Genomic DNA, 21,711 nt, shown 5'->3' with positions numbered 1-21,711 from the left:
CCGTGTCGGTGAACCTTGCCAAGGGCCAGCGGGTCAGTCTGCAGAAGGGGCCGGGGGAGACGCTCACCATCGTCCGGATGGGCCTGGGCTGGAAGGCGGCGCCCCGGCGGGGCCTGTTCGGCAGCCGGACCCGGCAGATCGACCTGGACGCCTCGGCGCTGCTGTACGAGGAGCGGACCCCGTCCGACGTGGTGTTCTTCCAGCACCTGCAGAGCGCCGACGGCTCGGTGCGGCACACCGGGGACAACCTGGTCGGCGGGTCCGGCGCGGGGGAGGACGACGAGTCGATCCTGGTGGACCTGGTGCACGTGCCGCCACAGATCACCCAGGTGGTGTTCACGGTCAGCTCGTACACCGGGCAGACCTTCGCCGAGGTGCAGAACGCGCACTGCCGGCTGGTGGACGAGTCGACCGGGCTGGAGCTGGCCCGCTACGAGCTGACCGGCGGCGGCCCGCACACCGGCCAGGTCATGGCGAAGGTGTTCCGGGACGGCAACGGCGGCTGGGAGATGCAGGCGATCGGCGCCCCGGCCAAGGGGCGGACCTTCCAGGACCTGCTGCCGGCCATCGAGCCGTTCCTCTGACCTCTGCGGTGGCCCTTCCGCGGTCGCGGCCCTGACGGGTCTTTACCTTCTTTACCTTTCTTTGGGGATGCTGTTACCCTTCTTGCAGCGGAGGGGAGTATTCCCACGCAGTCGTCCCGTCATCACGGGCGCCCGTCGCGGCGCCCCGGGGCGCTGGTCCGCGGGTGCGCCGACGCGCGTCCGACGGGCGGAAGAGACCTCCGGCAAGTGACGATGACTGTCTCGCCTACCTGCCGGAGGAGCAGTAGTGGACGTTTCCGTAAGCCTTTGGGTCGGCACCATCGCGGTGCTGTTGGCCCTGATCGTGGCCGATTTCTTCATCGGTGGCCGCAAGCCGCACGAGGTGTCGATCAAGGAAGCCGGCATCTGGACCACGGTCTGGGTGGTGCTGGCGGCGATCTTCGGCGGTTTCCTCTGGTGGCACTCCGGCTCGACGCCGGCCGGTGAGTTCTTCGCCGGCTACATCACCGAGAAGTCGCTCAGTGTCGACAACCTCTTCGTCTTCATCCTGATCATGGGCAAGTTCGCGGTGCCGAAGATCTACCAGCAGCGTGTGCTGATGTTCGGTGTGATCATCGCGCTGGTGCTGCGCGCGGTCTTCATCGCCGGCGGCGCCGCGCTGGTCGCCCAGTTCTCCTGGGTGTTCTTCATCTTCGGCGGCTTCCTCATCTGGACGGCCTGGAAGCTGATCAAGGAGGCGCGGGCCGACGAGGAGGACGAGGAGTTCGAGGAGAACCGCCTCCTCAAGTCGATCGAGAAGCGCTTCCCGTCGACCGACAAGTACCACGGCACCAAGCTCTTCATCCGGGAGAACGGCCGCCGGCTGATGACCCCGATGCTGATCGTCATGCTGGCGATCGGCACCACCGACGTGCTGTTCGCGCTGGACTCGATCCCGGCGATCTTCGGCCTGACCCAGGACCCGTACATCGTCTTCACCGCCAACGCCTTCGCCCTCATGGGCCTGCGCCAGCTGTACTTCCTGATCGGCGGCCTGCTGAAGAAGCTGGTCCACCTCTCGTACGGCCTGTCGGTGATCCTCGGCTTCATCGGCGTGAAGCTGGTGCTGCACGCGCTGCACGAGCAGGGCGTGCACGTGCCGGAGATCGGCATCCCGTTCTCGCTGGGCTTCATCGTGGTCGTGCTCGCCGTCACCACCGTGACCAGCCTGATGGCCTCCAGGAAGGCCGCCCTGGCCGAGCAGGACGAGCCCCAGAAGCTGGACGCCTGACCCCCACCCCCCCCGAACCGGGCGGGCCCGCGACCGAGCAGTGGTCGCGGGCCCGCCCCTTGTGCGTCCGGGGGCTACCAGCCGCGCTCGCGCCACTCGGCGAGGTGGGGGCGCTCGGTGCCGAGGGTGGTGTCGTTGCCGTGGCCGGGGTAGACCCAGGCCTCGTCCGGGAGGGCGTCGAAGATCTTCTCGTTGACGTCCCGGAAGAGGCTCTCGAAGGCCGTCCGGTCGCCCCAGGTGTTGCCGACCCCGCCGGGGAACAGGCAGTCGCCGGTGAAGACGTGCGGGTGGCCCTGCGGGTCGTCGTAGACCAGCACGATCGCCCCGGGGGTGTGGCCGACCAGGTGCCGGACGGTCAGCGCGCAGCGGCCCACGGCGAGGGTGTCGCCGTCCGCGAGCGGCAACGCGGTGGGGACGTCGATGCCCTCCGCGTCGTGCTCGCCGGCCGCGGTGCGGGCGCCGGTGGCGGCGACCACCTCGGCCAGCGCGTTCCAGTGGTCGCGGTGCCGGTGGGTGGTGACGACGGTGGCCAGGTTCTCGCCGACCGTCTCCAGCAGCACCGGTGCGTCCGCCGCGGCGTCGATCAGCAGCTGCTCGTCGGTGTCGCGGCAGCGCAGCAGGTAGGCGTTGTTGTCGTAGGGGCCGACCGCCACCTTGGTGATGATCAGATGTGCCAGCTCGCGCACGTCCGGCGGCCCGCCGACCTTGACCGCTCCGTGGTACGTCATCCGTCCGCTCCTTGTCGGGCTACAGGGTTCGAGGTCATCCTCGCGCCTGGCGGGCCGCTCAGCCCAGCGGGGGGAGGGTGGGCAGCGCGGTGTCGGGGGTGCGGCGCAGGCCGTCGCCGTCGGCGCGGCCGGAGAGCCAGGCGAGCAGGGCGCGGACCGGGCCCTCGACGGTCAGGGCGGGGACGCCGGTGCCGATCACGGCGCGCTCGGCGGTGTCGTCGGCGAACAGCTCGACGGCGGGCAGGTCGGCGCCGGACAGCTTGCCGGCGAGCCGGCGGAACTCGGCGGCGGCGAACTCGGCCGGCCAGTGCGCGGGGGTGTAGCCGGCGTCCAGGTCGACGTGGTGGTACTCGACCTCCATCAGGCGCCTCCAGGGGATCTCGTACGCGGGGAAGCGGTAGCCGTGGCGGTGCCGGACCTCGGCGGCCCAGGCGTCGGCGGGCAGCAGGGCGGCGGCCGCGGTGAAGTGCCCGCCGGTGGTGCTCAGGTCGGCGAGCTGGACGTCGGCCGGGCGGGGCGCGCCCTCCTCGATGCCCAGGTCGCGGGCCTCCTCGTTCGGGTACTGGGGGATGTCGGTGCCGGTGCGCGCGCCGTCCAGCAGGTTGACCAGGGAGTCGGCGTTGCGGGCGAGGTGGGCCAGGACGTGGCCGCGGGTCCAGCCGGGCAGGGCGGAGGGCTCGGCGACGGCGTCGGGCCCGAGCTCGGCGACGGTGTGCAGCAGGTGCCGGGTGCTCTCCTCGACGAGCGCCAGGTTGCGCGCGGCGCGGGCGGCGGCGGAGGAGGGGGCCGCGGCGGACCGGGCTGCGGCGGACTGCGGGTCGGTCATGGATCGGCCTTCCGTGGGGACGGCGCGTTGCCCGCACGGGGCTCCGCTCGTTGAAGGGGGCGACGCCGGGGCCGCCGGGGACGACGCTACCCCCGTTCCCCGGCGCTGAGCAGGGGCTTTTGTGAACCGCACGGCAAGGCTCCGCAAGCCGTCCTCACTCGTTCGGGTGGACCCGGCTGGACAAGGTCGTTAATCGAACGCGTGAGCTAGTAGGCTGGCTGCCGCATCCTGGAAGAAGCACACCTTCGTTTCCCCCAGCCCTCTCGCCCCGGAGAAAGGCGCCAGAAGCAGTGGCCGACCGCCTCATCGTCCGCGGTGCTCGCGAGCACAACCTCAAGAACGTCTCGCTCGACCTGCCCCGCGACTCCCTCATCGTCTTCACGGGCCTCTCCGGCTCCGGCAAGTCCTCGCTCGCCTTCGACACCATCTTCGCCGAGGGCCAGCGCCGCTACGTCGAGTCGCTGTCCTCCTACGCCCGCCAGTTCCTCGGCCAGATGGACAAGCCCGACGTGGACTTCATCGAGGGCCTCTCCCCGGCCGTCTCGATCGACCAGAAGTCCACCAACCGCAACCCGCGGTCGACCGTCGGCACCATCACCGAGGTCTACGACTACCTCCGCCTGCTGTTCGCCCGGATCGGCAAGCCGCACTGCCCGCACTGCGGGCGCCCGATCGCCAAGCAGTCCCCGCAGGCCGTCGTCGACAAGGTGCTCGAACTCGCCGAGGGCACCCGCTTCCAGGTGCTCAGCCCGGTGGTCCGGGAGCGCAAGGGCGAGTTCGTCGACCTCTTCGCCGACCTCCAGTCCAAGGGCTACGCCCGCGCCCGGGTGGACGGCGAGACGGTCCAGCTCGCCGAGCCGCCCAAGCTCAAGAAGCAGGAGAAGCACACCGTCGAGGTGGTGATCGACCGCCTCACCGTCAAGGAGAGCGCCAAGCGCCGACTGACCGACTCGGTGGAGACCGCCCTGCGGCTGAGCGGCGGCATGGTCGTGCTCGACTTCGTCGACCTCCCCGAGGACGACCCCGAGCGCGAGCGGATGTACTCCGAGCACCTCTACTGCCCGTACGACGACGTGTCGTTCGAGGAGCTGGAGCCGCGCTCGTTCTCCTTCAACTCGCCGTTCGGCGCCTGCCCGGACTGCTCCGGCCTCGGCAACCGGATGGAGGTGGACCCGGAGCTGGTGGTGCCCGACGAGGAGCGCTCGCTGGACGAGGGCGCCATCCACCCGTGGTCCGGCGGCCACACCAAGGAGTACTTCCAGCGGCTGATCGACGCCCTCGCCGGCGAGCTGGGCTTCCGCACCGACATCCCCTGGGCCGGGCTGCCGGCCCGCGCCAAGAAGGCGCTGCTGTACGGGCACAAGCACCAGGTGCAGGTCCGCTACCGCAACCGCTACGGGCGCGACCGCTCCTACAGCACCGGCTTCGAGGGCGCGGTGCCGTTCATCCAGCGCCGCCACCAGGAGGCCGAGAGCGACTCCAGCCGCGAGCGCTTCGAGGGCTACATGCGCGAGGTGCCCTGCCCGACCTGCCGGGGCACCCGGCTCAAGCCGGTGGTGCTCGCGGTCACCGTCGAGGACCGCTCGATCGCCGACGTCTCCTCGATGTCGATCAGCGACTGCTCGGACTTCCTCGGCGCGATGAAGCTGAACGCCCGGGACAAGCAGATCGCCGAGCGCGTCCTCAAGGAGGTCAACGAGCGGCTGCGCTTCCTGGTCGACGTCGGCCTGGACTACCTCTCGCTGGACCGCGCGGCCGGCACGCTCTCCGGCGGCGAGGCCCAGCGCATCCGGCTCGCCACCCAGATCGGCTCCGGCCTGGTCGGCGTGCTCTACGTGCTGGACGAGCCGTCCATCGGCCTGCACCAGCGCGACAACCACCGGCTGATCGAGACCCTCGTGCGGCTGCGCGACATCGGCAACACGCTGATCGTCGTCGAGCACGACGAGGACACCATCAAGATGGCCGACTGGGTGGTCGACATCGGCCCCGGCGCCGGCGAGCACGGCGGCAAGGTGGTGCACTCCGGCTCGCTGAAGCAGCTGCTCGGCAACAAGGAGTCGCTGACCGGCCAGTACCTCTCCGGCAAGCGCTTCATCCCGATCCCGCAGGAGCGGCGCGCGCGTGACAGGAAGCGCCAGCTCACCGTGCACGGCGCCCGCGAGCACAACCTCAAGGACGTCACGGTCGGTTTCCCGCTGGGCACCTTCACCGCGATCACCGGCGTCTCCGGCTCGGGCAAGTCCACCCTGGTCAACGACATCCTCTACACCCACCTCGCCCGGGAGCTGAACGGCGCCCGCACGGTGCCCGGCCGGCACACCCGGATCACCGGCACCGATCTGGTGGACAAGGTGGTGCACGTCGACCAGTCGCCGATCGGCCGCACCCCGCGCTCCAACCCGGCCACCTACACCGGCGTGTTCGACCACGTCCGGCGGCTCTTCGCGGAGACCCAGGAGGCCAAGGTCCGCGGCTACCTGCCGGGCCGGTTCTCGTTCAACGTCAAGGGCGGCCGCTGCGAGAACTGCTCCGGCGACGGCACCATCAAGATCGAGATGAACTTCCTGCCGGACGTCTACGTGCCGTGCGAGGTCTGCCACGGCGCCCGGTACAACCGGGAGACGCTGGAGGTCCACTACAAGGGCAAGTCCATCGCCGAGGTGCTGGACATGCCGATCGAGGAGGCGCTCGGCTTCTTCGAGGCCGTCCCGGCGATCGCCCGCCACCTGCGGACGCTCAACGACGTCGGCCTCGGCTACGTCCGCCTCGGCCAGTCCGCGCCCACCCTCTCCGGCGGCGAGGCCCAGCGCGTCAAGCTCGCCTCCGAGCTGCAGAAGCGCTCCACCGGCCGGACCGTCTACGTGCTGGACGAGCCCACCACCGGTCTGCACTTCGAGGACATCAGCAAGCTCATCAAGGTGCTCACCGGCCTGGTGGACAAGGGCAACACGGTGATCGTCATCGAGCACAACCTCGACGTCATCAAGACCGCCGACTGGATCGTCGACATGGGCCCCGAGGGCGGCTCCGGCGGCGGCACCGTGGTCGCCGAGGGCACCCCCGAGGAGATCGCCGCCGTGGCGGAGAGTCACACCGGCAAGTTCCTGCGCGACATCCTGCCCGGCGACTTCGCCGACGCACCGGTCACCCCGGCCAAGGCCAAGGCCCCGGCCCGGGCGAAGGCCCCGGCCAAGACCGCGGCGAAGACGCCGGCCAAGGCGAAGGCCCCCGCCAAGCGCACCACGGCGGCGCGCAAGTAGCGCACGGCGCCCGGAACCCGCCGCGCCCGCATCCGCCCGCATCCGCCCGCCCCCGGCACCCCCGGGGGCGGGCGGATGAGGACGCATAGACTTCCGGGCGGCCCGCAGCCGCGGCGCCGCCGTCGAACCAGGAGCTCCCCGCCATGTCCGAGGCCCCCGAGAGCCAGGCCCCCGAAGGCCCCGCCCCCACCCGCCGCACCCTGCTCTGCGGAGCCGCGGCCGTCCTCGCCGCCGGCGGCACCCTCGCCGTCTCCGGCTGCTCCTCCTCCGCCTCCGACTCCGGCTCCGGTTCCACCGCCAAGACCCCGGTCGACGTCGGCCCCGCCTCCGCCGTCCCGGTCGGCGGCGGCACCGTGTACCGCGAGAAGAAGATCGTCGTCACCCAGCCCAGCGAGGGCCAGTACAAGGCGTTCAGCGCCAAGTGCACCCACGCCGGCTGCATCGTCGACCAGGTCAAGAACCAGAAGATCCAATGCCCCTGTCACGGCAGCATGTTCGGCATCACCGACGGCGCCGTGCTGGACGGTCCGGCCCCGACCCCGCTGCCCGAGTACACCGTGGCGGTCGAGGGCGGCAACCTCAAGGTGACCCCCCGCTGAAGCAGTTGATCTCCCGCACGCGCCCCCGGCCCGAGTCGGTACGGTGGACCCATGGCTGACCCGTCCACCTACCGCCCGGCGCCGGGTGCGATCCCCGCCTCGCCCGGTGTCTACAAGTTCCGCGACGCCCACGGGCGGGTCATCTACGTCGGCAAGGCCAAGAGCCTGCGGCCCCGGCTCTCCTCCTACTTCCAGGACCTCGCCGGGCTGCACCCGCGCACCGCCACCATGGTCACCACCGCCGCCTCGGTGGAGTGGACCGTCGTCGCCACCGAGGTCGAGGCGCTCCAGCTGGAGTACTCCTGGATCAAGGAGTTCGACCCCCGGTTCAACGTCAAGTACCGCGACGACAAGAGCTATCCGGAACTCGCCGTCACCCTCGACGAGGAGTACCCGCGGGTCCAGGTGATGCGCGGCGCGCACAAGAAGGGCGTGCGCTACTTCGGCCCCTACGGCCACGCCTGGGCGATCCGCGAGACCGTCGACCTGCTGCTCCGCGTCTTCCCCGTCCGCACCTGCTCCAACGGCGTCTTCAAGCGCGCCCGCCAGGTCGGCCGCCCCTGCCTGCTCGGCTACATCGGCAAGTGCGCCGCACCCTGCGTCGGCCGGGTCTCGGCCGAGGAGCACCGCGCCCTCGCCGAGGACTTCTGCGACTTCATGGCCGGACGCACCGGCAACTACCTGCGCCGGCTGGAGACCGAGATGCAGGAGGCCGCCGCCGACCTGGAGTACGAGAAGGCGGCCCGGCTGCGCGACGACATCGGCGCGCTCAAGCGGGCCATGGAGAAGAACGCCATCGTCCTCGCCGACGCCACCGACGCCGACCTGCTCGCCGTCGCCGAGGACGAACTGGAGGCCGCCGTCCAGATCTTCCACGTCCGCGGCGGCCGGGTCCGCGGCCAGCGCGGCTGGGTCACCGACAAGGTCGAGGACGTCGACACCGCCGGCCTGGTCGAGCACGCCCTCCAGCAGCTCTACGGCGGCGGCAGCGAGTCCGTCCCCCGCGAGGTGCTCGTGCCCGCGCTGCCCGAGCCCGTCGAGCCGGCGCGCGACTGGCTGAGCGGCCTGCGCGGCGCCCAGGTCGACCTGCGCATCCCGCAGCGCGGCGACAAGAAGGACCTCATGGCCACCGTACAGCGCAACGCCCAGCAGGCGCTCGCGCTGCACAAGACCAAGCGCGCCTCCGACCTCACCACCCGCAGCCGCGCCCTCCAGGAGATCGCCGAGGCGCTCGAACTCGACAGCGTCCCGCTGCGCATCGAGTGCTTCGACATCTCCCACCTCCAGGGCGAGGACGTGGTCGCCTCGATGGTCGTCTTCGAGGACGGCCTGGCCCGCAAGAGCGAGTACCGCCGCTTCCAGATCAAGGGCTTCGAGGGCCAGGACGACGTCCGCTCGATGCACGAGGTGGTCAGCCGCCGCTTCCGCCGCTACCTCCAGGAGCGCGAGCAGACCGGCGAGTGGGCCGTCCCCGAGGAGCCGGAGACGCCGGAGGACGGCCGGCACCCCGAGGACGGGCCGCGCACCGAGGACGGCCGCCCCAAGCGCTTCGCCTACCCGCCCCAACTGCTCGTCGTCGACGGCGGCCTGCCCCAGGTCGCCGCCGCCCGGCGGGCCCTGGACGAACTCGGCATCGACGACGTCGCCCTGTGCGGCCTGGCCAAGCGCCTGGAGGAGGTCTGGCTGCCCGGCGAGGACGACCCGGTCGTGCTCCCGCGCAGCAGCGAGGGCCTCTACCTGCTCCAGCGGGTCCGTGACGAGGCCCACCGCTTCGCGATCACCTACCAGCGCGGCAAGCGTTCCAAGCGACTCACCGCCGGAGAACTGGACTCCGTCCCCGGCCTCGGCGAGACTCGCCGTCAGGCGCTGCTCAAGCACTTCGGCTCGCTGAAGAAGCTCCGGGCGGCCACCGTCGACGAACTCTGCGCCGTCCCCGGCATCGGCCGCCGGACTGCGGAGACCGTTGCGGCGGCGTTGTCGTCCCGTACACCTGCCGCACCCGCCGTGAACACCGCCACGGGCGAGATCATCGAGGACGGCGCCGAAGAGCCGGCGCCCGCGGCGCCCGAGCCCGAGACCGCACCCATCCAGGAGACGCCATGACGGCCGACGCCGCCCGTCAGCCGGCGCGCCCCGAACCCACTCGTCCGAGTGAGCCGGGGAAGCACGCCCGCGCGACGCGCGTTTCCCACAGCAGAACCACCGAGAGCGGGGAACCGAAGTGACCGTGTCCGATTACGGCGGGACCGCCAGGCCCGAGGCCGGCGGCGAGAACACCCCGGAGCTGGTGATCATCTCCGGCATGTCCGGAGCGGGCCGCTCCACCGCCGCCAAGTGCCTGGAGGACCTGGGCTGGTTCGTGGTGGACAACCTGCCGCCGGCCCTCATCCCCACCATGGTCGACCTCGGCGCCCGCTCCCAGGGCAACGTCGCCCGGATCGGCGCCGTGGTGGACGTCCGCGGCCGGCAGTTCTTCGACGACCTGCTGACCTCGCTGGACGAGCTGGAGAAGCGCGGCGTGCGGCTGCGCGTCGTCTTCCTGGACTCCTCCGACGAGGCGCTGGTGCGCCGCTTCGAGAGCGTCCGCCGCCCGCACCCGCTGCAGGCCGACGGCCGGATCGTCGACGGCATCGCCCTGGAGCGCGACCTGCTGCGCGAGCTGCGCGGCGAGGCCGACCTGGTGATCGACACCTCCAACCTCAACGTCCACCAGCTGCGGGCCAAGCTCGACGCCCAGTTCGCCGACCACGACGAGCCCGAGCTGCGCGCCACCGTGATGTCCTTCGGCTTCAAGTACGGCCTGCCGGTCGACGCCGACCTCGTGGTGGACTGCCGCTTCCTGCCCAACCCGCACTGGGTGCCCGAACTGCGGGCCCGTACCGGCACCGACGCGGACGTCGCCGACTACGTCTTCCAGCAGCCCGGGGCCAACGAGTTCCTCAACGGCTACGCCGAGCTGCTGCGCATCATCACCGAGGGCTATCGTCGCGAAGGGAAGCGTTACATGACCCTTGCCGTAGGCTGCACCGGTGGCAAGCACCGCAGCGTCGCGATGTCCGAGCGCCTGACGAAGCGTCTCATCGCCGACGGTGTGGAAACGGTGCTCGTCCACCGTGACATGGGACGGGAGTAGCCGCCTCGCCCTGCCGGGCCGCCGGCGGAGGCCGGCGGCGGGCAACAGGAACGCGAGGTAGGTGTGACGGGATACGTGCCCGGGCGGCAGTTCCAGAACAGGACCGCCGACCGGAGTGGGGCCACGGCCCGGTCCATCGTGACCGGCCGGTCCCGCTCCGGGTCGGCCCGCACCGGCCCGTCCCGTCCCCATCCGGCGCCGCGGACCAGCCAGGCGGCCAGGACCAACCAGGCCCCGCGGATCACCGCGCTCGGCGGCGGCCAGGGCCTGTCCGCCTCGCTGTCCGCGCTGCGCCGGCTCACCACCGACCTCACCGCCGTGGTCACCGTCGCCGACGACGGCGGCTCCAGCGGCCGACTGCGCGAGGAGCTCGGGGTCCTGCCCCCCGGCGACCTGCGCAAGGCGCTCGCCGCGCTCTGCGGCGACGACGACTGGGGCCGCACCTGGTCCGAGGTGATCCAGCAGCGCTTCACCGGCACCGGCGAGCTGGGCGGCCACGCCGTCGGCAACCTGCTGATCGTCGCGCTCTGGGAGAAGCTCGGCGACCCGGTCGCCGCCCTGGACTGGGTCGGCCGACTGCTCAACGTGCAGGGCCGGGTGCTGCCGATGTCGGCGGTACCGCTGGACATCGAGGCGGTCGTCCGCGGCCACGACCCGGCCTTCCCGGCCGAGCTGGCCGCCGTCCGCGGCCAGGCCAATGTCGCGGTCACCCCCGGAACCGTGCAGTCCGTCCGGCTCCTGCCGGACGAGCCGCCCGCCGTGCCGGAGGCGGTCACCGCCGTCCGCGAGGCGGACTGGGTGGTGCTCGGCCCCGGCTCCTGGTTCACCAGCGTGCTGCCGCACCTGCTGGTGCCCGAGCTGGCCAAGGCGCTCGTGGAGACCCGCGCCCGCCGCCTGCTCACCCTGAACCTGGCCCCGCAGCCCGGCGAGACGGAGGGCTTCACCCCGCAGCGTCACCTGGAGGTCATCGCCGACCACGCTCCGTCCCTCGCGGTGGATGCGATCCTGGTGGATGAGCGCGCCGTCACCGGCGGCGCCTTCGGCCAGGCGGACCTGGCCGGACTGGAAAAGGCCGCCGAGCGGATGGGAGCGGCCCTGGTGCTCGGCCGGGTCGCCCGTACCGACGGCACGCCGCGACACGACCCGGAGCTCTTGGCAGCCGCGTACGACCGGATTTTCCGGACACATGGAAGGATCGGGCCATGGCGATGACTCCAGCGGTGAAGGACGAAATCAGCCGGCTCCCGGTCACCCGGGCCTGCTGCCGCAAGGCGGAGGTGTCGGCGATCCTGCGGTTCGCGGGCGGGCTGCACATCGTGAGCGGCCGGATCGTGATCGAGGCGGAGCTCGACACCGGAGCCGCCGCCCGGCGTCTGCGCAAGGACCTGCTGGAGATCTTCGGACACTCCTCGGACCTGGTCGTGATGGCCCCCGGCGGCCTGCGGCGCGGCAGCCGGTACGTGGTCCGGGTGGTCAAGGACGGCGAACTGCTCGCGCGCCAGACCGGCCTCGTGGACGGCCGAGGCCGCCCGATCCGCGGCCTGCCCCCGGCCGTGGTCTCCGGCGCCACCTGCGACGCCGAGGCGGCCTGGCGCGGGGCGTTCCTGGCGCACGGCTCGCTCACCGAGCCCGGCCGCTCGTCCTCGCTGGAGATCACCTGCCCCGGCTCGGAGGCCGCCCTCGCCCTGGTCGGCGCCGCCCGCCGGCTCGGCATCCCGGCCAAGGCCCGCGAGGTGCGCGGGGTCGACCGGGTGGTGATCCGCGACGGCGACGCGATCGGCGCGCTGCTCACCCGGCTCGGCGCGCACGAGTCGGTGCTGGCCTGGGAGGAGCGCCGGATGCGGCGCGAGGTGCGGGCCACCGCCAACCGGCTGGCCAACTTCGACGACGCCAACCTGCGCCGCTCGGCCCGGGCCGCGGTGGCGGCCGGCGCCCGGGTGCAGCGCGCGCTGGAGATCCTCGGCGACGAGGTGCCCGAGCACCTGGCCGCCGCCGGCCAGCTGCGGATGCAGCACAAGCAGGCCTCGCTGGAGGAGCTGGGCGCGCTCGCCGACCCGCCGCTGACCAAGGACGCGGTGGCCGGCCGGATCCGCCGACTGCTGGCGATGGCCGACAAGCGCGCCTCCGAGCTCGGCCTGCCGAGCACCGAGGCCAACCTCACCGACGAGATGGCCCTCAACTGACGGCCGTCGACTGACGTCGGCCGTCGCCGTTCCGACGGTCCCGCCCGGTGCTTCCCCCTCCGCCGGTGTCCGCTTCCGCGGGCACCGGCGGAGCCGTGTCCGGAGGGTGGGACGGGGCCCCTGCCGAGGGTCCCGGACGGGGTCGGGACCAACTGCCCGGGAGGGCAAGGCCGGACGACCCGGATTGTTGTGAACACGCGCCACGCCAGGGGTTGCGCAGCCGCCTGATGTGCTCTACCCGGCCTCGGAGGGGTAGGGTCATAGGCGGTCGGGGACATCCCAAAATTCCACCCCGTCGGCATAGCGTCCGGCGTACCTAACGAGGAGATCGGTTCGTGACGATCCGGGTAGGCATCAACGGATTCGGCCGCATCGGCCGCAACTTCTTCCGTGCGGTTCAGGCCCAGGGCGCGGACATCGAGATCGTCGGTGTCAATGACCTGACCGACACCAAGACCCTGGCGCACCTGCTCAAGTACGACTCGATCCTGGGCACCTTCCCGGGCGAGGTGTCGCACACCGCGGACAGCATCACCGTCGACGGCAAGACCTTCAAGGTCGTCGCCGAGCGCGACCCGGCCAACCTCCCCTGGGGCGAGCTGGGCGCGGACGTCGTCATCGAGTCGACCGGCATCTTCACCAAGGCCGAGGCGGCGAAGAAGCACGTCGCGGCCGGCGCCAAGAAGGTCATCATCTCCGCGCCCGCCACCGACGAGGACATCACCATCGTCATGGGCGTGAACGACGACAAGTACGACGGTGACAAGCACACCGTCATCTCCAACGCCTCCTGCACCACCAACTGTGTGGCGCCGCTGGCCAAGGTGCTGAACGAGAGCTTCGGCATCGTCAAGGGCCTGATGACCACGGTCCACGCGTACACCAATGACCAGGTCACCCTGGACTTCCCGCACAAGGACCTGCGTCGCGCCCGCGCCGCCGCCCTGAACATCATCCCGACCTCGACCGGTGCCGCCAAGGCGACCGCGCTGGTCCTGCCGGAGCTCAAGGGCAAGCTGGACGGCACCTCGCTGCGCGTTCCGGTCCCGACCGGTTCGATCACCGACCTGGTCGTCACCCTGGAGCGCGACGTCACCGTCGCCGAGGTCAACGAGGCCTTCAAGAAGGCCTCGGAGACCACCCTCAAGGGCATCCTGCAGTACACCGAGGACCCGATCGTCTCCTCCGACATCGTGAACTCGCCGTTCTCCACGATCTTCGACTCGCTGCTGACGATGGCCCAGGGCAACCAGGTCAAGATCTTCGGCTGGTACGACAACGAGTGGGGCTACTCGAACCGCCTCGTCAACCTGACCACCCTCGTCGGTGCCGGGCTCTGACGTAGCGGGAGCTGACGTGAAGTAGGGGGGAGGGCCCGGAAGGCATGTGCGAAGCCGACCGGGCCCTCCGTCTGCGCACCCTCAACTCCCCATGGACGGCACAACGTTGTGTCGTCCCCTGCTCCACCATCTCGCCAGGAGACCGAAGACCGTGAAGACCATCGAAGATCTGGACGTCGCCGGTAAGCGCGTGTTCGTCCGCGCGGACCTCAACGTCCCGCTTTCCGACGGCACGATCACCGACGACGGCCGGATCCGTGCCGTCGCCCCGACCATCGCCAAGCTCGTCGAGCGCGGCGCGAAGGTCGTCGTCGCCTCCCACCTCGGCCGTCCCAAGGGCGCGCCGGACCCGCAGTTCTCCCTCGCGCCGGTGGCCGTCCGCCTCGGTGAGATCCTCGGCAGGCCGGTCGCCTTCGCGGCCGACACCGTGGGCGAGAGCGCGAAGGCCACCGTCGCCGCCCTGGCCGACGGCGAGGTCACGCTGCTCGAGAACCTGCGCTTCAACGCCGGTGAGACCAGCAAGGACGACGCCGAGCGCAGGGCCTTCGCCGAGCAGCTGGCCGCCCTGGCCGACCTCTACGTGGGCGACGGCTTCGGCGCGGTGCACCGCAAGCACGCCTCGGTGTTCGACCTGCCGGCGCTGCTGCCGCACGCGGTCGGCGACCTGATCGCCACCGAGGTGGGCGTGCTCAAGCGCCTCACCGAGGACGTCGAGAGCCCGTACGTGGTGGTGCTCGGCGGCTCCAAGGTCTCCGACAAGGTCGGTGTGATCGAGAACCTGCTGAAGAAGGCCGACCGGATCCTGATCGGCGGCGGCATGGTGTTCACCTTCCTCAAGGCCCAGGGCCACGAGGTCGGCGTCTCGCTGCTGCAGGAGGACCAGATCCCGACCGTCCAGGGGTACCTGGCGGAGGCGAAGGAGCGGGGCGTCGAGTTCGTCCTGCCGACCGACGTCGTGGTCTCCACCGGGTTCCCGGACCTCAAGACCAAGGCCCCGGCCCCCCACTCGGTCGTCGCCGTCGACGCGATCCCGGCCGACCAGCTGGGCCTGGACATCGGCCCGGAGAGCCGCAAGCTGTTCGCGGAGAAGCTGGCCGACGCGAAGACGGTGTTCTGGAACGGCCCGATGGGCGTCTTCGAGCACCCGGACTTCGCCGCCGGCACCGCGGCCGTCGCGCAGGGCCTGCTCGACAGTGACGCGTTCTCCGTGGTCGGTGGCGGGGACTCCGCCGCGGCCGTCCGCATCCTGGGCTTCGACGAGACGAAGTTCGGGCACATCTCGACCGGCGGTGGCGCGAGCCTGGAGTACCTGGAGGGCAAGCAGCTCCCCGGTCTCACCGCCCTGGAAGGCTGAATCTCGCATGACTGAGCGTCTCCCGCTGATGGCGGGCAACTGGAAGATGAACCTCAACCACCTCGAGGCCATCCAGCACACCCAGAAGCTGGCCTTCGCGCTGGCCGACAAGGACTACGAGTCGGTCGAGGTGGCCGTGCTCGTGCCGTTCACCGACCTCCGTTCGGTGCAGACCCTGGTCGACGGCGACAAGCTGAAGATCAAGTACGGCTCGCAGGACATCTCGCAGCACGACGGCGGTGCCTACACCGGCGAGGTCTCCGGCCCGATGCTGGCCAAGCTGAAGTGCACCTACGCGGTGATCGGCCACTCGGAGCGCCGCCAGTACCACGGCGAGAACGAGGAGATCGTCAACGCCAAGGTCAAGGCCGCCTACCGCAGCGGGATCACCCCGATCCTGTGCGTCGGCGAGCCGCTGGAGGTCCGCAAGGCCGGCACCCACGTCGAGCACACGCTGGCCCAGCTCGACGGCGCCCTGCAGGACGTCCCGGCCGCGCAGGCCGAGTCCGTCGTGGTCGCCTACGAGCCGGTCTGGGCGATCGGCACCGGCGAGGTGGCGACCCCCGAGGACGCCCAGGAGGTCTGCGCCGCCATCCGCGCGCGGCTCGCCGAGCTGTACGACGCCGAGCTGGCCGGCAAGGTCCGGGTGCTCTACGGCGGTTCGGTGAAGTCGTCGAGCGCGGCCGGCCTGATGGCCAAGCCGGACATCGACGGCGGCCTGATCGGCGGAGCCTCGCTGGACGCCGAGGAGTTCGTCAAGATCGTGCGGTACCGTGAGCAGGCAGTAGGCTAACGCCGCCGCAGCAACGTAGGCTTTGGGGCCGGACCACCCGTCGTGGTCCGGCCCCTTCGCCGAAGATACGAGAGAGTTGGTCCCGTCGTGGTTATCGGGTTCTCGATTGCCCTGATCGTCTTCAGCCTGCTGATGATCCTGCTGGTGCTGCTGCACAAGGGGAAGGGCGGCGGTCTGTCGGACATGTTCGGTGGCGGCGCGATGTCCACCGGCGGCGGCTCGGCGGTGGCCGAGCGCAACCTGGACCGCATCACGATCATCGTCGGCCTGGGCTGGTTCGCCACCCTCGTGGTGCTCGGTCTGGTCCTGAAGTACAAGGGCTGACATATCTCTGACGCCCCGTCGCCCCGCGGCCTATCCTGGAAAGGTCCGGGGCGGAGCCGGTGGGTGGCGCATGCTTAACCCCTGCTTACACTAGGACGACTTTCGCCCCCGACGCGCGTCACGCGCGTCGGCGCACCAGCACGCAGGGAGTCAGACCGTGGCAAGTGGCAACGCCATCCGTGGCAGCAGGGTCGGAGCCGGCCCGATGGGCGAGGCGGAGCGCGGCGAATCCGCCCCCCGCAACCGGATCTCCTTCTGGTGCGCGAACAAGCACGAGACCCGCCCGAGCTTCGCGGCCGAAGCGGTGATCCCGGAGACCTGGGACTGTCCGCGCTGCGGCTTTCCGGCCGGCCAGGACGAGCACAACCCGCCCGCGCCGTCCCGCAACGAGCCGTACAAGACGCACCTCGCCTACGTCCGCGAGCGGCGCACCGACGCCGACGGCGAGGCGATCCTCGCCGAGGCGCTGGCCAAGCTCCGCGGCGAGATCTGAGCACAGCGAAGGACGAAGGGCGCCACCCCCGCGGGGGTGGCGCCCTTCGACGTTCACCGGAACCCTCAGGCCGAGGCCGGGGGGTACAACTGGGGCGGCAGCTGGGAGGCCGCGGCGCGGTCCAGCAGCCACAGGGTGCGACCGGTGCCGTGCGCCCCGGAGGCGGGCGCCTGGAGCTCGCCGGGGCCGGACAGGGCCACCGCCACCGCGCCGGCCTTGTCCTCGCCGGCCGCCAGCAGCCAGACCTCGCGGGCGGCGCGGATGGCCGGGAGGGTGAGCGAGATCCGGGTCGGCGGCGGCTTCGGCGCACCGCGCACGCCGATCACCGTCAACTCGGTCTCCCGCACGCCCGGGTGCTCCGGGAAGAGCGAGGCGACATGGGTGTCCGGGCCGACGCCGAGCAGCAGCACGTCGAAGGCCGGGATGCCGCCCCGGTCGCCGGGGCCGGCCGCGGCGGCCAGCTCCTGGGCGTAGCGGGCCGCCGCGGCGTCGACGTCCGAGCCGTCGGCGCCGTCCGCGGCGGGCATCTCGTGCACCCGCGCCGGGTCGAGCGGGACGGCGTCCAGCAGCTCGGCGCGGGCCTGCACGGCGTTGCGCTCCGGGTCGGCGGACGGCAGGAACCGCTCGTCGCCCCACCACAGGTCCAGCCGCGCCCAGTCGACCGCGTCGCGCGCCGGGGAGGCGGCGATCGCGGCCAGCAGGGCGTTGCCGTTGCGTCCGCCGGTGAGCACCACCGAGGCGGTGCCGCGGGCGGACTGGGCGTCCACGATCCGGGTGATCAGCCGGGCCGCGGCCGCCTGGGCCATCAGCTCCTTGTCCCGGTGGACGACCAGCTGCGGGGTGGCCGCCGTCATGCGTCCGCCTTCTTGGTGGTGCGCTTGCCGGCGGCCTTCTTCGCGGTGGCGGGGGCCGCCTCGGCGGTCACCCGGGTCGGGTTGGCGACCTGCCCGCCCTCCGGGGCGGCTTCGTGCGTGGCCGCCTCCTCGGCGGCCTCGGCGGCCACCGCGCTCGCGACCGCCTGCTCGGCGTTGTCCGGCTCCTTGAGCCGGTCCACCGGCGTGCGCACGGCGGCCGCGTAGATGTCGTCCGGGTCGAGCCGGCGCAGCTCCTCGGCGATCAGCTCCGAGGTCTCGCGCCGCTTGAGCGCCACCTGGCGGTCCGGCGAGCCGGGCATGGAGAGCGTGCCCATCAGGCCGTCCGGGCGGTCCAGGGTGATGTCCCCGTCCTTGGTGCGCAGGTGCACCGCGGTGATGCCCGGGCCGTTGGTGACGACCCGCTCGACCGGCACGTGCAGCCGGGTGTGCAGCCACAGGCCGAGCAGTTCGACGCTGGGGTTGTACGACTCGCCCTCGACCACCGCGGCGGTGATCGTCGACGGCCGCTGGTCCAGCGCGGCGGCCAGCATGGAGCGCCAGCCGGTGATCCGGGTCCAGGCCAGGTCGGTGTCGCCCGGGGTGTAGCTCTCGGCCCGCTGGGCGAGCTGGCCGACCGGGGACTCGGCGGTGACCGCGTCGGTGATCCGGCGCTGGGCGAGCGCGCCCAGCGGGTCCTGCGCCGGGTGCCGCGGCGCGTTGTCCGGCCACCAGACCACCACCGGGGCGTCCGGCAGCAGCAGCGGCAGGACGACCGACTGGGCGTGCGCGGCGAGTTCGCCGTGCATGCGCAGGACGACCGTCTCCCCGGAGCCGGCGTCGGAGCCGACCAGGACCTCGGCGTCCAGCCGGGTCTCGGCGCGGGCCCGGGGCGAGCGCCCGGCGCGCTTGATGACCGCCAGGGTGCGCGAGGGGTGCTCGCGGGAGGCGTCGTTGGCCGCCTTGAGGGCGTCGTAGGCGCTGCCCTCGTCGGTCACGATCACCAGGGTGAGCACCATGCCGGCGGCGGTGGAGCCGCTGGCCCGTCGCGCCTCCATGAGCGCTGCGTTGATCTTGCCGGACGTGGTGTTCATCAGGTCGATCTTCATGGCCGGCGCCAGCTCCTGCCGTCTCGTGCGAGCATCTCGTCCGCCTCGGCCGGGCCCCAGGTGCCGGCCGCGTACTCGGCGGGCCTGCCGTGGGTGTCCCAGTACTTCTCGATCGGGTCGAGGATCTGCCAGGAGAGCTCGACCTCCTGGTGACGCGGGAAGAGGTTGGCGTCACCGAGCAGCACGTCGAGGATGAGCCGCTCGTACGCCTCCGGGGAGGACTCGGTGAAGGACTCGCCGTAGGCGAAGTCCATCGTGACGTCCCGGACCTCGAAGGAGGTGCCCGGCACCTTGGAACCGAACCGCACGGTGACGCCCTCGTCCGGCTGCACCCGGATGACCAGGGCGTTCTGCCCCAGTTCCTCGGTGGCGTAGGAGTCGAACGGCAGGTACGGGGCGCGCTGGAAGACCACCGCGATCTCAGTGACCCGGCGGCCCAGCCGCTTGCCGGTGCGCAGGTAGAACGGCACGCCCGCCCAGCGGCGGTTGTTGATCTCCAGCTTGATGGCCGCGTAGGTGTCGGTCTTGGAATCGGGGTCGATGCCGTCCTCGTCGAGGTAGCCGCCGACCTCCTCGCCGCCCTGCCAGCCGGCCGTGTACTGGCCGCGCACGGTGTGCCGGCCGAGGTCGGCCGGGAGCTTGACCGCGCTCAGCACCTTGAGCTTCTCGGCCACCAGCGCCTTCGGGTGGAAGGACGCCGGTTCCTCGATGGCGGTGAGCGCCATCAGCTGCAGCAGGTGGTTCTGGATGACGTCCCGGGCCGAGCCGATGCCGTCGTAGTAGCCGGCCCGGCCGCCGATGCCGATGTCCTCGGCCATGGTGATCTGCACGTGGTCGACGTAGGACCGGTTCCAGATCGGCTCGAACATCTGGTTGGCGAAGCGGAGCGCCAGGATGTTCTGGACGGTCTCCTTGCCCAGGTAGTGGTCGATCCGGAAGACCTCGTCCCGGGGGAAGACCTCGTGGACGATCCGGTTCAGCTCCTGGGCGGACTCCAGGTCGTGGCCGAACGGCTTCTCGATGACGGCGCGCCGCCAGGAGCCGTTCGGAGGGTCGGCCAGGCCGTGCTTCTTGAGCTGCTGGACGACGGTCGGGAAGAACTTCGGCGGGACGGACAGGTAGAAGGCGAAGTTGCCGCTGGTGCCCTGGGCCTTGTCCAGCTCCTCGATGGTCGCGCGGAGCTTGTCGAAGGCGTCGTCGTCGTCGAAGGTGCCGTGGACGAAGCGCATGCCCTTGGCGAGCTGCTGCCAGACCTCCTCGCGGAAGGGGGTGCGGGCGTGCTCCTTGACGGCGTCGTGCACCTCCTGGGCGAAGTCCTCGTCGTCCCACTCGCGGCGGGCGAAGCCGACGAGGGAGAAGCCCGGCGGCAGCAGGCCGCGGTTGGCCAGGTCGTAGATGGCCGGCATGAGCTTCTTGCGGGACAGGTCACCGGTGACCCCGAAGATGACCAGGCCGGACGGCCCCGCGATGCGCGGGAGCCGCCGGTCGGAGGGGTCGCGAAGCGGGTTGACGGGTGCCGGCGGGAGATCGTCCGCGTCCGACAGTGGTGTCAACTCGGGGAAATCAGTGCTCACTTGATGGGCTCCGCTTTCGTGCGCTGTGAGCAGGGGGTCACTTCTCGTCGGCGAACGAGGCCAGCGAGGCGGTGACGGTGTCGAGCAGTTCGTTCCAGGACTGCTCGAACTTCTCCACGCCCTCGTCCTCCAGCACCTGGACCACGTCGTCGTAGTCCACGCCCGCGGCGGCGATGGCGTCCATCACGGCCTTGGCGTCGGCGTAGTTGGGGACGATGGTGCCGCCGGTGACCACGCCGTGGTCGTCGGTGGCGTCCAGGGTGGCCTCGGGCATGGTGTTGACGGTGCCGGGGGCGACCAGCTCGGTGACGTACAGGGTGTCCGGCAGGGCCGGGTCCTTGACGCCGGTGGAGGCCCAGAGCGGGCGCTGCGGCTTGGCGCCGGCGGCCTCCAGGGCCTTCCAGCGGGCGCTGCCGGCGGTCTTGCCGTCGACGGTGCCGAAGACCTCCTCGTAGGCCTGGTAGGCGAGGCGGGCGTTGGCCAGGGCGGCCTTGGAGCGGAGGTCCTTGGCCGCGCCGCCGATCTTGTCCAGGCGCTTGTCGATCTCGGTGTCGACGCGGGAGACGAAGAAGGAGGCGACCGACTCGATCTGGGAGAGGTCCAGGCCCTTGGCCTTGGCGGCCTCCAGACCGGTCAGGTAGGCGTCGATGACGGCCTTGTAGCGGTCCAGCGAGAAGATCAGCGTGACGTTGACGCTGATGCCCTTGCCGATGACCTCGCCGATCGCGGGCAGGCCGGCCTTGGTGGCGGGGATCTTGATGAAGACGTTCGGGCGGTCGACCAGCCACCACAGCTGCTTGGCCTCGGCCACGGTGGCGGCGGTCTCGTGGGCCAGCCGCGGGTCGACCTCGATGGAGACCCGGCCGTCGCGGCCGTTGGACGCGTCGTAGACCGGGCGCAGCACGTCGGCGGCGTCGCGCACGTCCGAGGTGGTGATCATGCGGACGGCCTCGTCGGTGGTGACCTTGCGGACGGCGAGGTCGCGCAGCTGGCCGTCGTAGGAGCTGTCGCCGCCGCCGATGGCCTTCTGGAAGATGGTCGGGTTGGTGGTCACGCCCACCACGTGCTTGTGCTGCACCAGCTCGGCGAGGTTGCCGGTGTTCAGCCGCTTGCGGCTGAGGTCGTCCAGCCAGATCGCCACGCCTTCGTCGCTGAGGCGCTTCAGTGCGTCAGTCATGGTGCTTCCGTCCCTTTACTTCTTCGCTGTGGGGTGGTGTGGGGGCGGGGGGGGGGGCGCGGGGGGGGGGGGGGGCGCCCCCCCGGGGGGGCCTCGGGGGATGGCGCCAGGCGCGGCGCCCCGGGGGTGTGGGGGGGGCGCGCCACCCC

Annotated in this window: 19 protein-coding genes; 13 read left to right on the top strand and 6 right to left on the bottom strand. The window is 71.5% G+C overall.

The genetic code is table 11. The features are described 5' to 3' along the window. The first annotated feature begins 2 nt into the window (after positions 1 to 2). Positions 3 to 584 carry a TerD family protein gene (locus ACFVUH_RS19550; RefSeq protein WP_355369153.1) on the top strand — a complete coding sequence of 194 codons (582 nt, stop codon included), beginning with the start codon at positions 3 to 5 and terminating at the stop codon, positions 582 to 584. Positions 585 to 831: 247 nt separating this feature from the next. After that, on the top strand, positions 832 to 1,815 hold the full coding sequence (locus ACFVUH_RS19545; protein WP_380684686.1) for a TerC family protein: 984 nt from the start codon (positions 832 to 834) through the stop codon (positions 1,813 to 1,815). A 74-nt stretch (positions 1,816 to 1,889) separates the two neighbouring features. On the opposite strand, the gene ACFVUH_RS19540 is transcribed toward ACFVUH_RS19545, so the two are convergent. Together ACFVUH_RS19540 and ACFVUH_RS19535 are read right to left on the bottom strand one after the other, a co-directional pair. After that, positions 1,890 to 2,543, bottom strand: a complete 654-nt coding sequence (locus ACFVUH_RS19540; protein ID WP_355369149.1) for an MBL fold metallo-hydrolase — start codon at positions 2,541 to 2,543, stop codon at positions 1,890 to 1,892. Positions 2,544 to 2,601: 58 nt separating this feature from the next. Beyond that, positions 2,602 to 3,369: a maleylpyruvate isomerase family mycothiol-dependent enzyme gene (locus tag ACFVUH_RS19535; RefSeq protein ID WP_387914548.1), complete on the bottom strand. Its 768-nt coding sequence runs from the start codon at positions 3,367 to 3,369 to the stop codon at positions 2,602 to 2,604. 290 nt (positions 3,370 to 3,659) lie between these two features. Between ACFVUH_RS19535 and uvrA the strand changes: the two genes are divergently transcribed. From uvrA to ACFVUH_RS19480, 11 genes are all read left to right on the top strand, one after another. Next, on the top strand, positions 3,660 to 6,632 hold the full coding sequence (uvrA, locus tag ACFVUH_RS19530) for an excinuclease ABC subunit UvrA (protein WP_387914547.1): 2,973 nt from the start codon (positions 3,660 to 3,662) through the stop codon (positions 6,630 to 6,632). A gap of 143 nt (positions 6,633 to 6,775) precedes the next feature. Continuing rightward, positions 6,776 to 7,231, top strand: coding sequence for a Rieske (2Fe-2S) protein (locus ACFVUH_RS19525; protein ID WP_387914545.1), 456 nt, complete (start codon positions 6,776 to 6,778; stop codon positions 7,229 to 7,231). A 51-nt stretch (positions 7,232 to 7,282) separates the two neighbouring features. Beyond that, positions 7,283 to 9,334 carry an excinuclease ABC subunit UvrC gene (gene uvrC / locus ACFVUH_RS19520; protein WP_387914544.1) on the top strand — a complete coding sequence of 684 codons (2,052 nt, stop codon included), beginning with the start codon at positions 7,283 to 7,285 and terminating at the stop codon, positions 9,332 to 9,334. Positions 9,335 to 9,452: 118 nt separating this feature from the next. Further along, entirely contained in the window at positions 9,453 to 10,364 is a 912-nt protein-coding gene (gene rapZ, locus ACFVUH_RS19515; protein WP_387914543.1) for an RNase adapter RapZ, read from the top strand. A 138-nt stretch (positions 10,365 to 10,502) separates the two neighbouring features. After that, positions 10,503 to 11,576: a uridine diphosphate-N-acetylglucosamine-binding protein YvcK gene (yvcK, locus tag ACFVUH_RS19510; RefSeq protein WP_387914542.1), complete on the top strand. Its 1,074-nt coding sequence runs from the start codon at positions 10,503 to 10,505 to the stop codon at positions 11,574 to 11,576. After that, entirely contained in the window at positions 11,567 to 12,547 is a 981-nt protein-coding gene (whiA, locus tag ACFVUH_RS19505) for a DNA-binding protein WhiA (RefSeq protein WP_209411690.1), read from the top strand. The genes yvcK and whiA overlap by 10 nt, the downstream gene beginning before the upstream one ends. Before the next feature lie 335 nt (positions 12,548 to 12,882). Next, positions 12,883 to 13,887, top strand: coding sequence for a type I glyceraldehyde-3-phosphate dehydrogenase (gene gap / locus ACFVUH_RS19500; RefSeq protein ID WP_355369138.1), 1,005 nt, complete (start codon positions 12,883 to 12,885; stop codon positions 13,885 to 13,887). Positions 13,888 to 14,038: 151 nt separating this feature from the next. Then, on the top strand, positions 14,039 to 15,241 hold the full coding sequence (locus ACFVUH_RS19495; protein WP_387914541.1) for a phosphoglycerate kinase: 1,203 nt from the start codon (positions 14,039 to 14,041) through the stop codon (positions 15,239 to 15,241). 7 nt (positions 15,242 to 15,248) lie between these two features. Continuing rightward, positions 15,249 to 16,034 carry a triose-phosphate isomerase gene (gene tpiA, locus ACFVUH_RS19490; protein ID WP_387914540.1) on the top strand — a complete coding sequence of 262 codons (786 nt, stop codon included), beginning with the start codon at positions 15,249 to 15,251 and terminating at the stop codon, positions 16,032 to 16,034. A gap of 87 nt (positions 16,035 to 16,121) precedes the next feature. Next, positions 16,122 to 16,358 carry a preprotein translocase subunit SecG gene (secG, locus tag ACFVUH_RS19485; protein WP_355369132.1) on the top strand — a complete coding sequence of 79 codons (237 nt, stop codon included), beginning with the start codon at positions 16,122 to 16,124 and terminating at the stop codon, positions 16,356 to 16,358. A 205-nt stretch (positions 16,359 to 16,563) separates the two neighbouring features. Further along, entirely contained in the window at positions 16,564 to 16,851 is a 288-nt protein-coding gene (locus ACFVUH_RS19480) for an RNA polymerase-binding protein RbpA (protein WP_243436955.1), read from the top strand. 65 nt (positions 16,852 to 16,916) lie between these two features. On the opposite strand, the gene pgl is transcribed toward ACFVUH_RS19480, so the two are convergent. The 4 genes from pgl to tal all read right to left on the bottom strand — a co-directional run bounded on the left by pgl (position 16,917) and on the right by tal (position 21,562). Then, entirely contained in the window at positions 16,917 to 17,705 is a 789-nt protein-coding gene (pgl, locus tag ACFVUH_RS19475) for a 6-phosphogluconolactonase (RefSeq protein ID WP_387914538.1), read from the bottom strand. Next, positions 17,702 to 18,811, bottom strand: coding sequence for a glucose-6-phosphate dehydrogenase assembly protein OpcA (gene opcA, locus ACFVUH_RS19470; RefSeq protein WP_387914536.1), 1,110 nt, complete (start codon positions 18,809 to 18,811; stop codon positions 17,702 to 17,704). The genes pgl and opcA overlap by 4 nt, the downstream gene beginning before the upstream one ends. Further along, positions 18,808 to 20,355, bottom strand: a complete 1,548-nt coding sequence (gene zwf / locus ACFVUH_RS19465; RefSeq protein ID WP_355369224.1) for a glucose-6-phosphate dehydrogenase — start codon at positions 20,353 to 20,355, stop codon at positions 18,808 to 18,810. The genes opcA and zwf overlap by 4 nt, the downstream gene beginning before the upstream one ends. Before the next feature lie 67 nt (positions 20,356 to 20,422). Then, the gene (tal, locus tag ACFVUH_RS19460) at positions 20,423 to 21,562 is read right to left on the bottom strand and encodes a transaldolase (protein WP_355369128.1); all 1,140 of its coding nucleotides are present in this window, start codon (positions 21,560 to 21,562) and stop codon (positions 20,423 to 20,425) included. Between the last annotated feature and the right edge of the window lie 149 nt (positions 21,563 to 21,711).

Source organism: Kitasatospora sp. NPDC058032 (assembly GCF_042885845.1).
In the GTDB taxonomy this organism is placed as follows: domain Bacteria; phylum Actinomycetota; class Actinomycetes; order Streptomycetales; family Streptomycetaceae; genus Kitasatospora.
The sequence above is the reverse complement of the archived record's forward strand: the minus strand, read 5'-3'. Positions and strand labels throughout refer to the sequence as shown.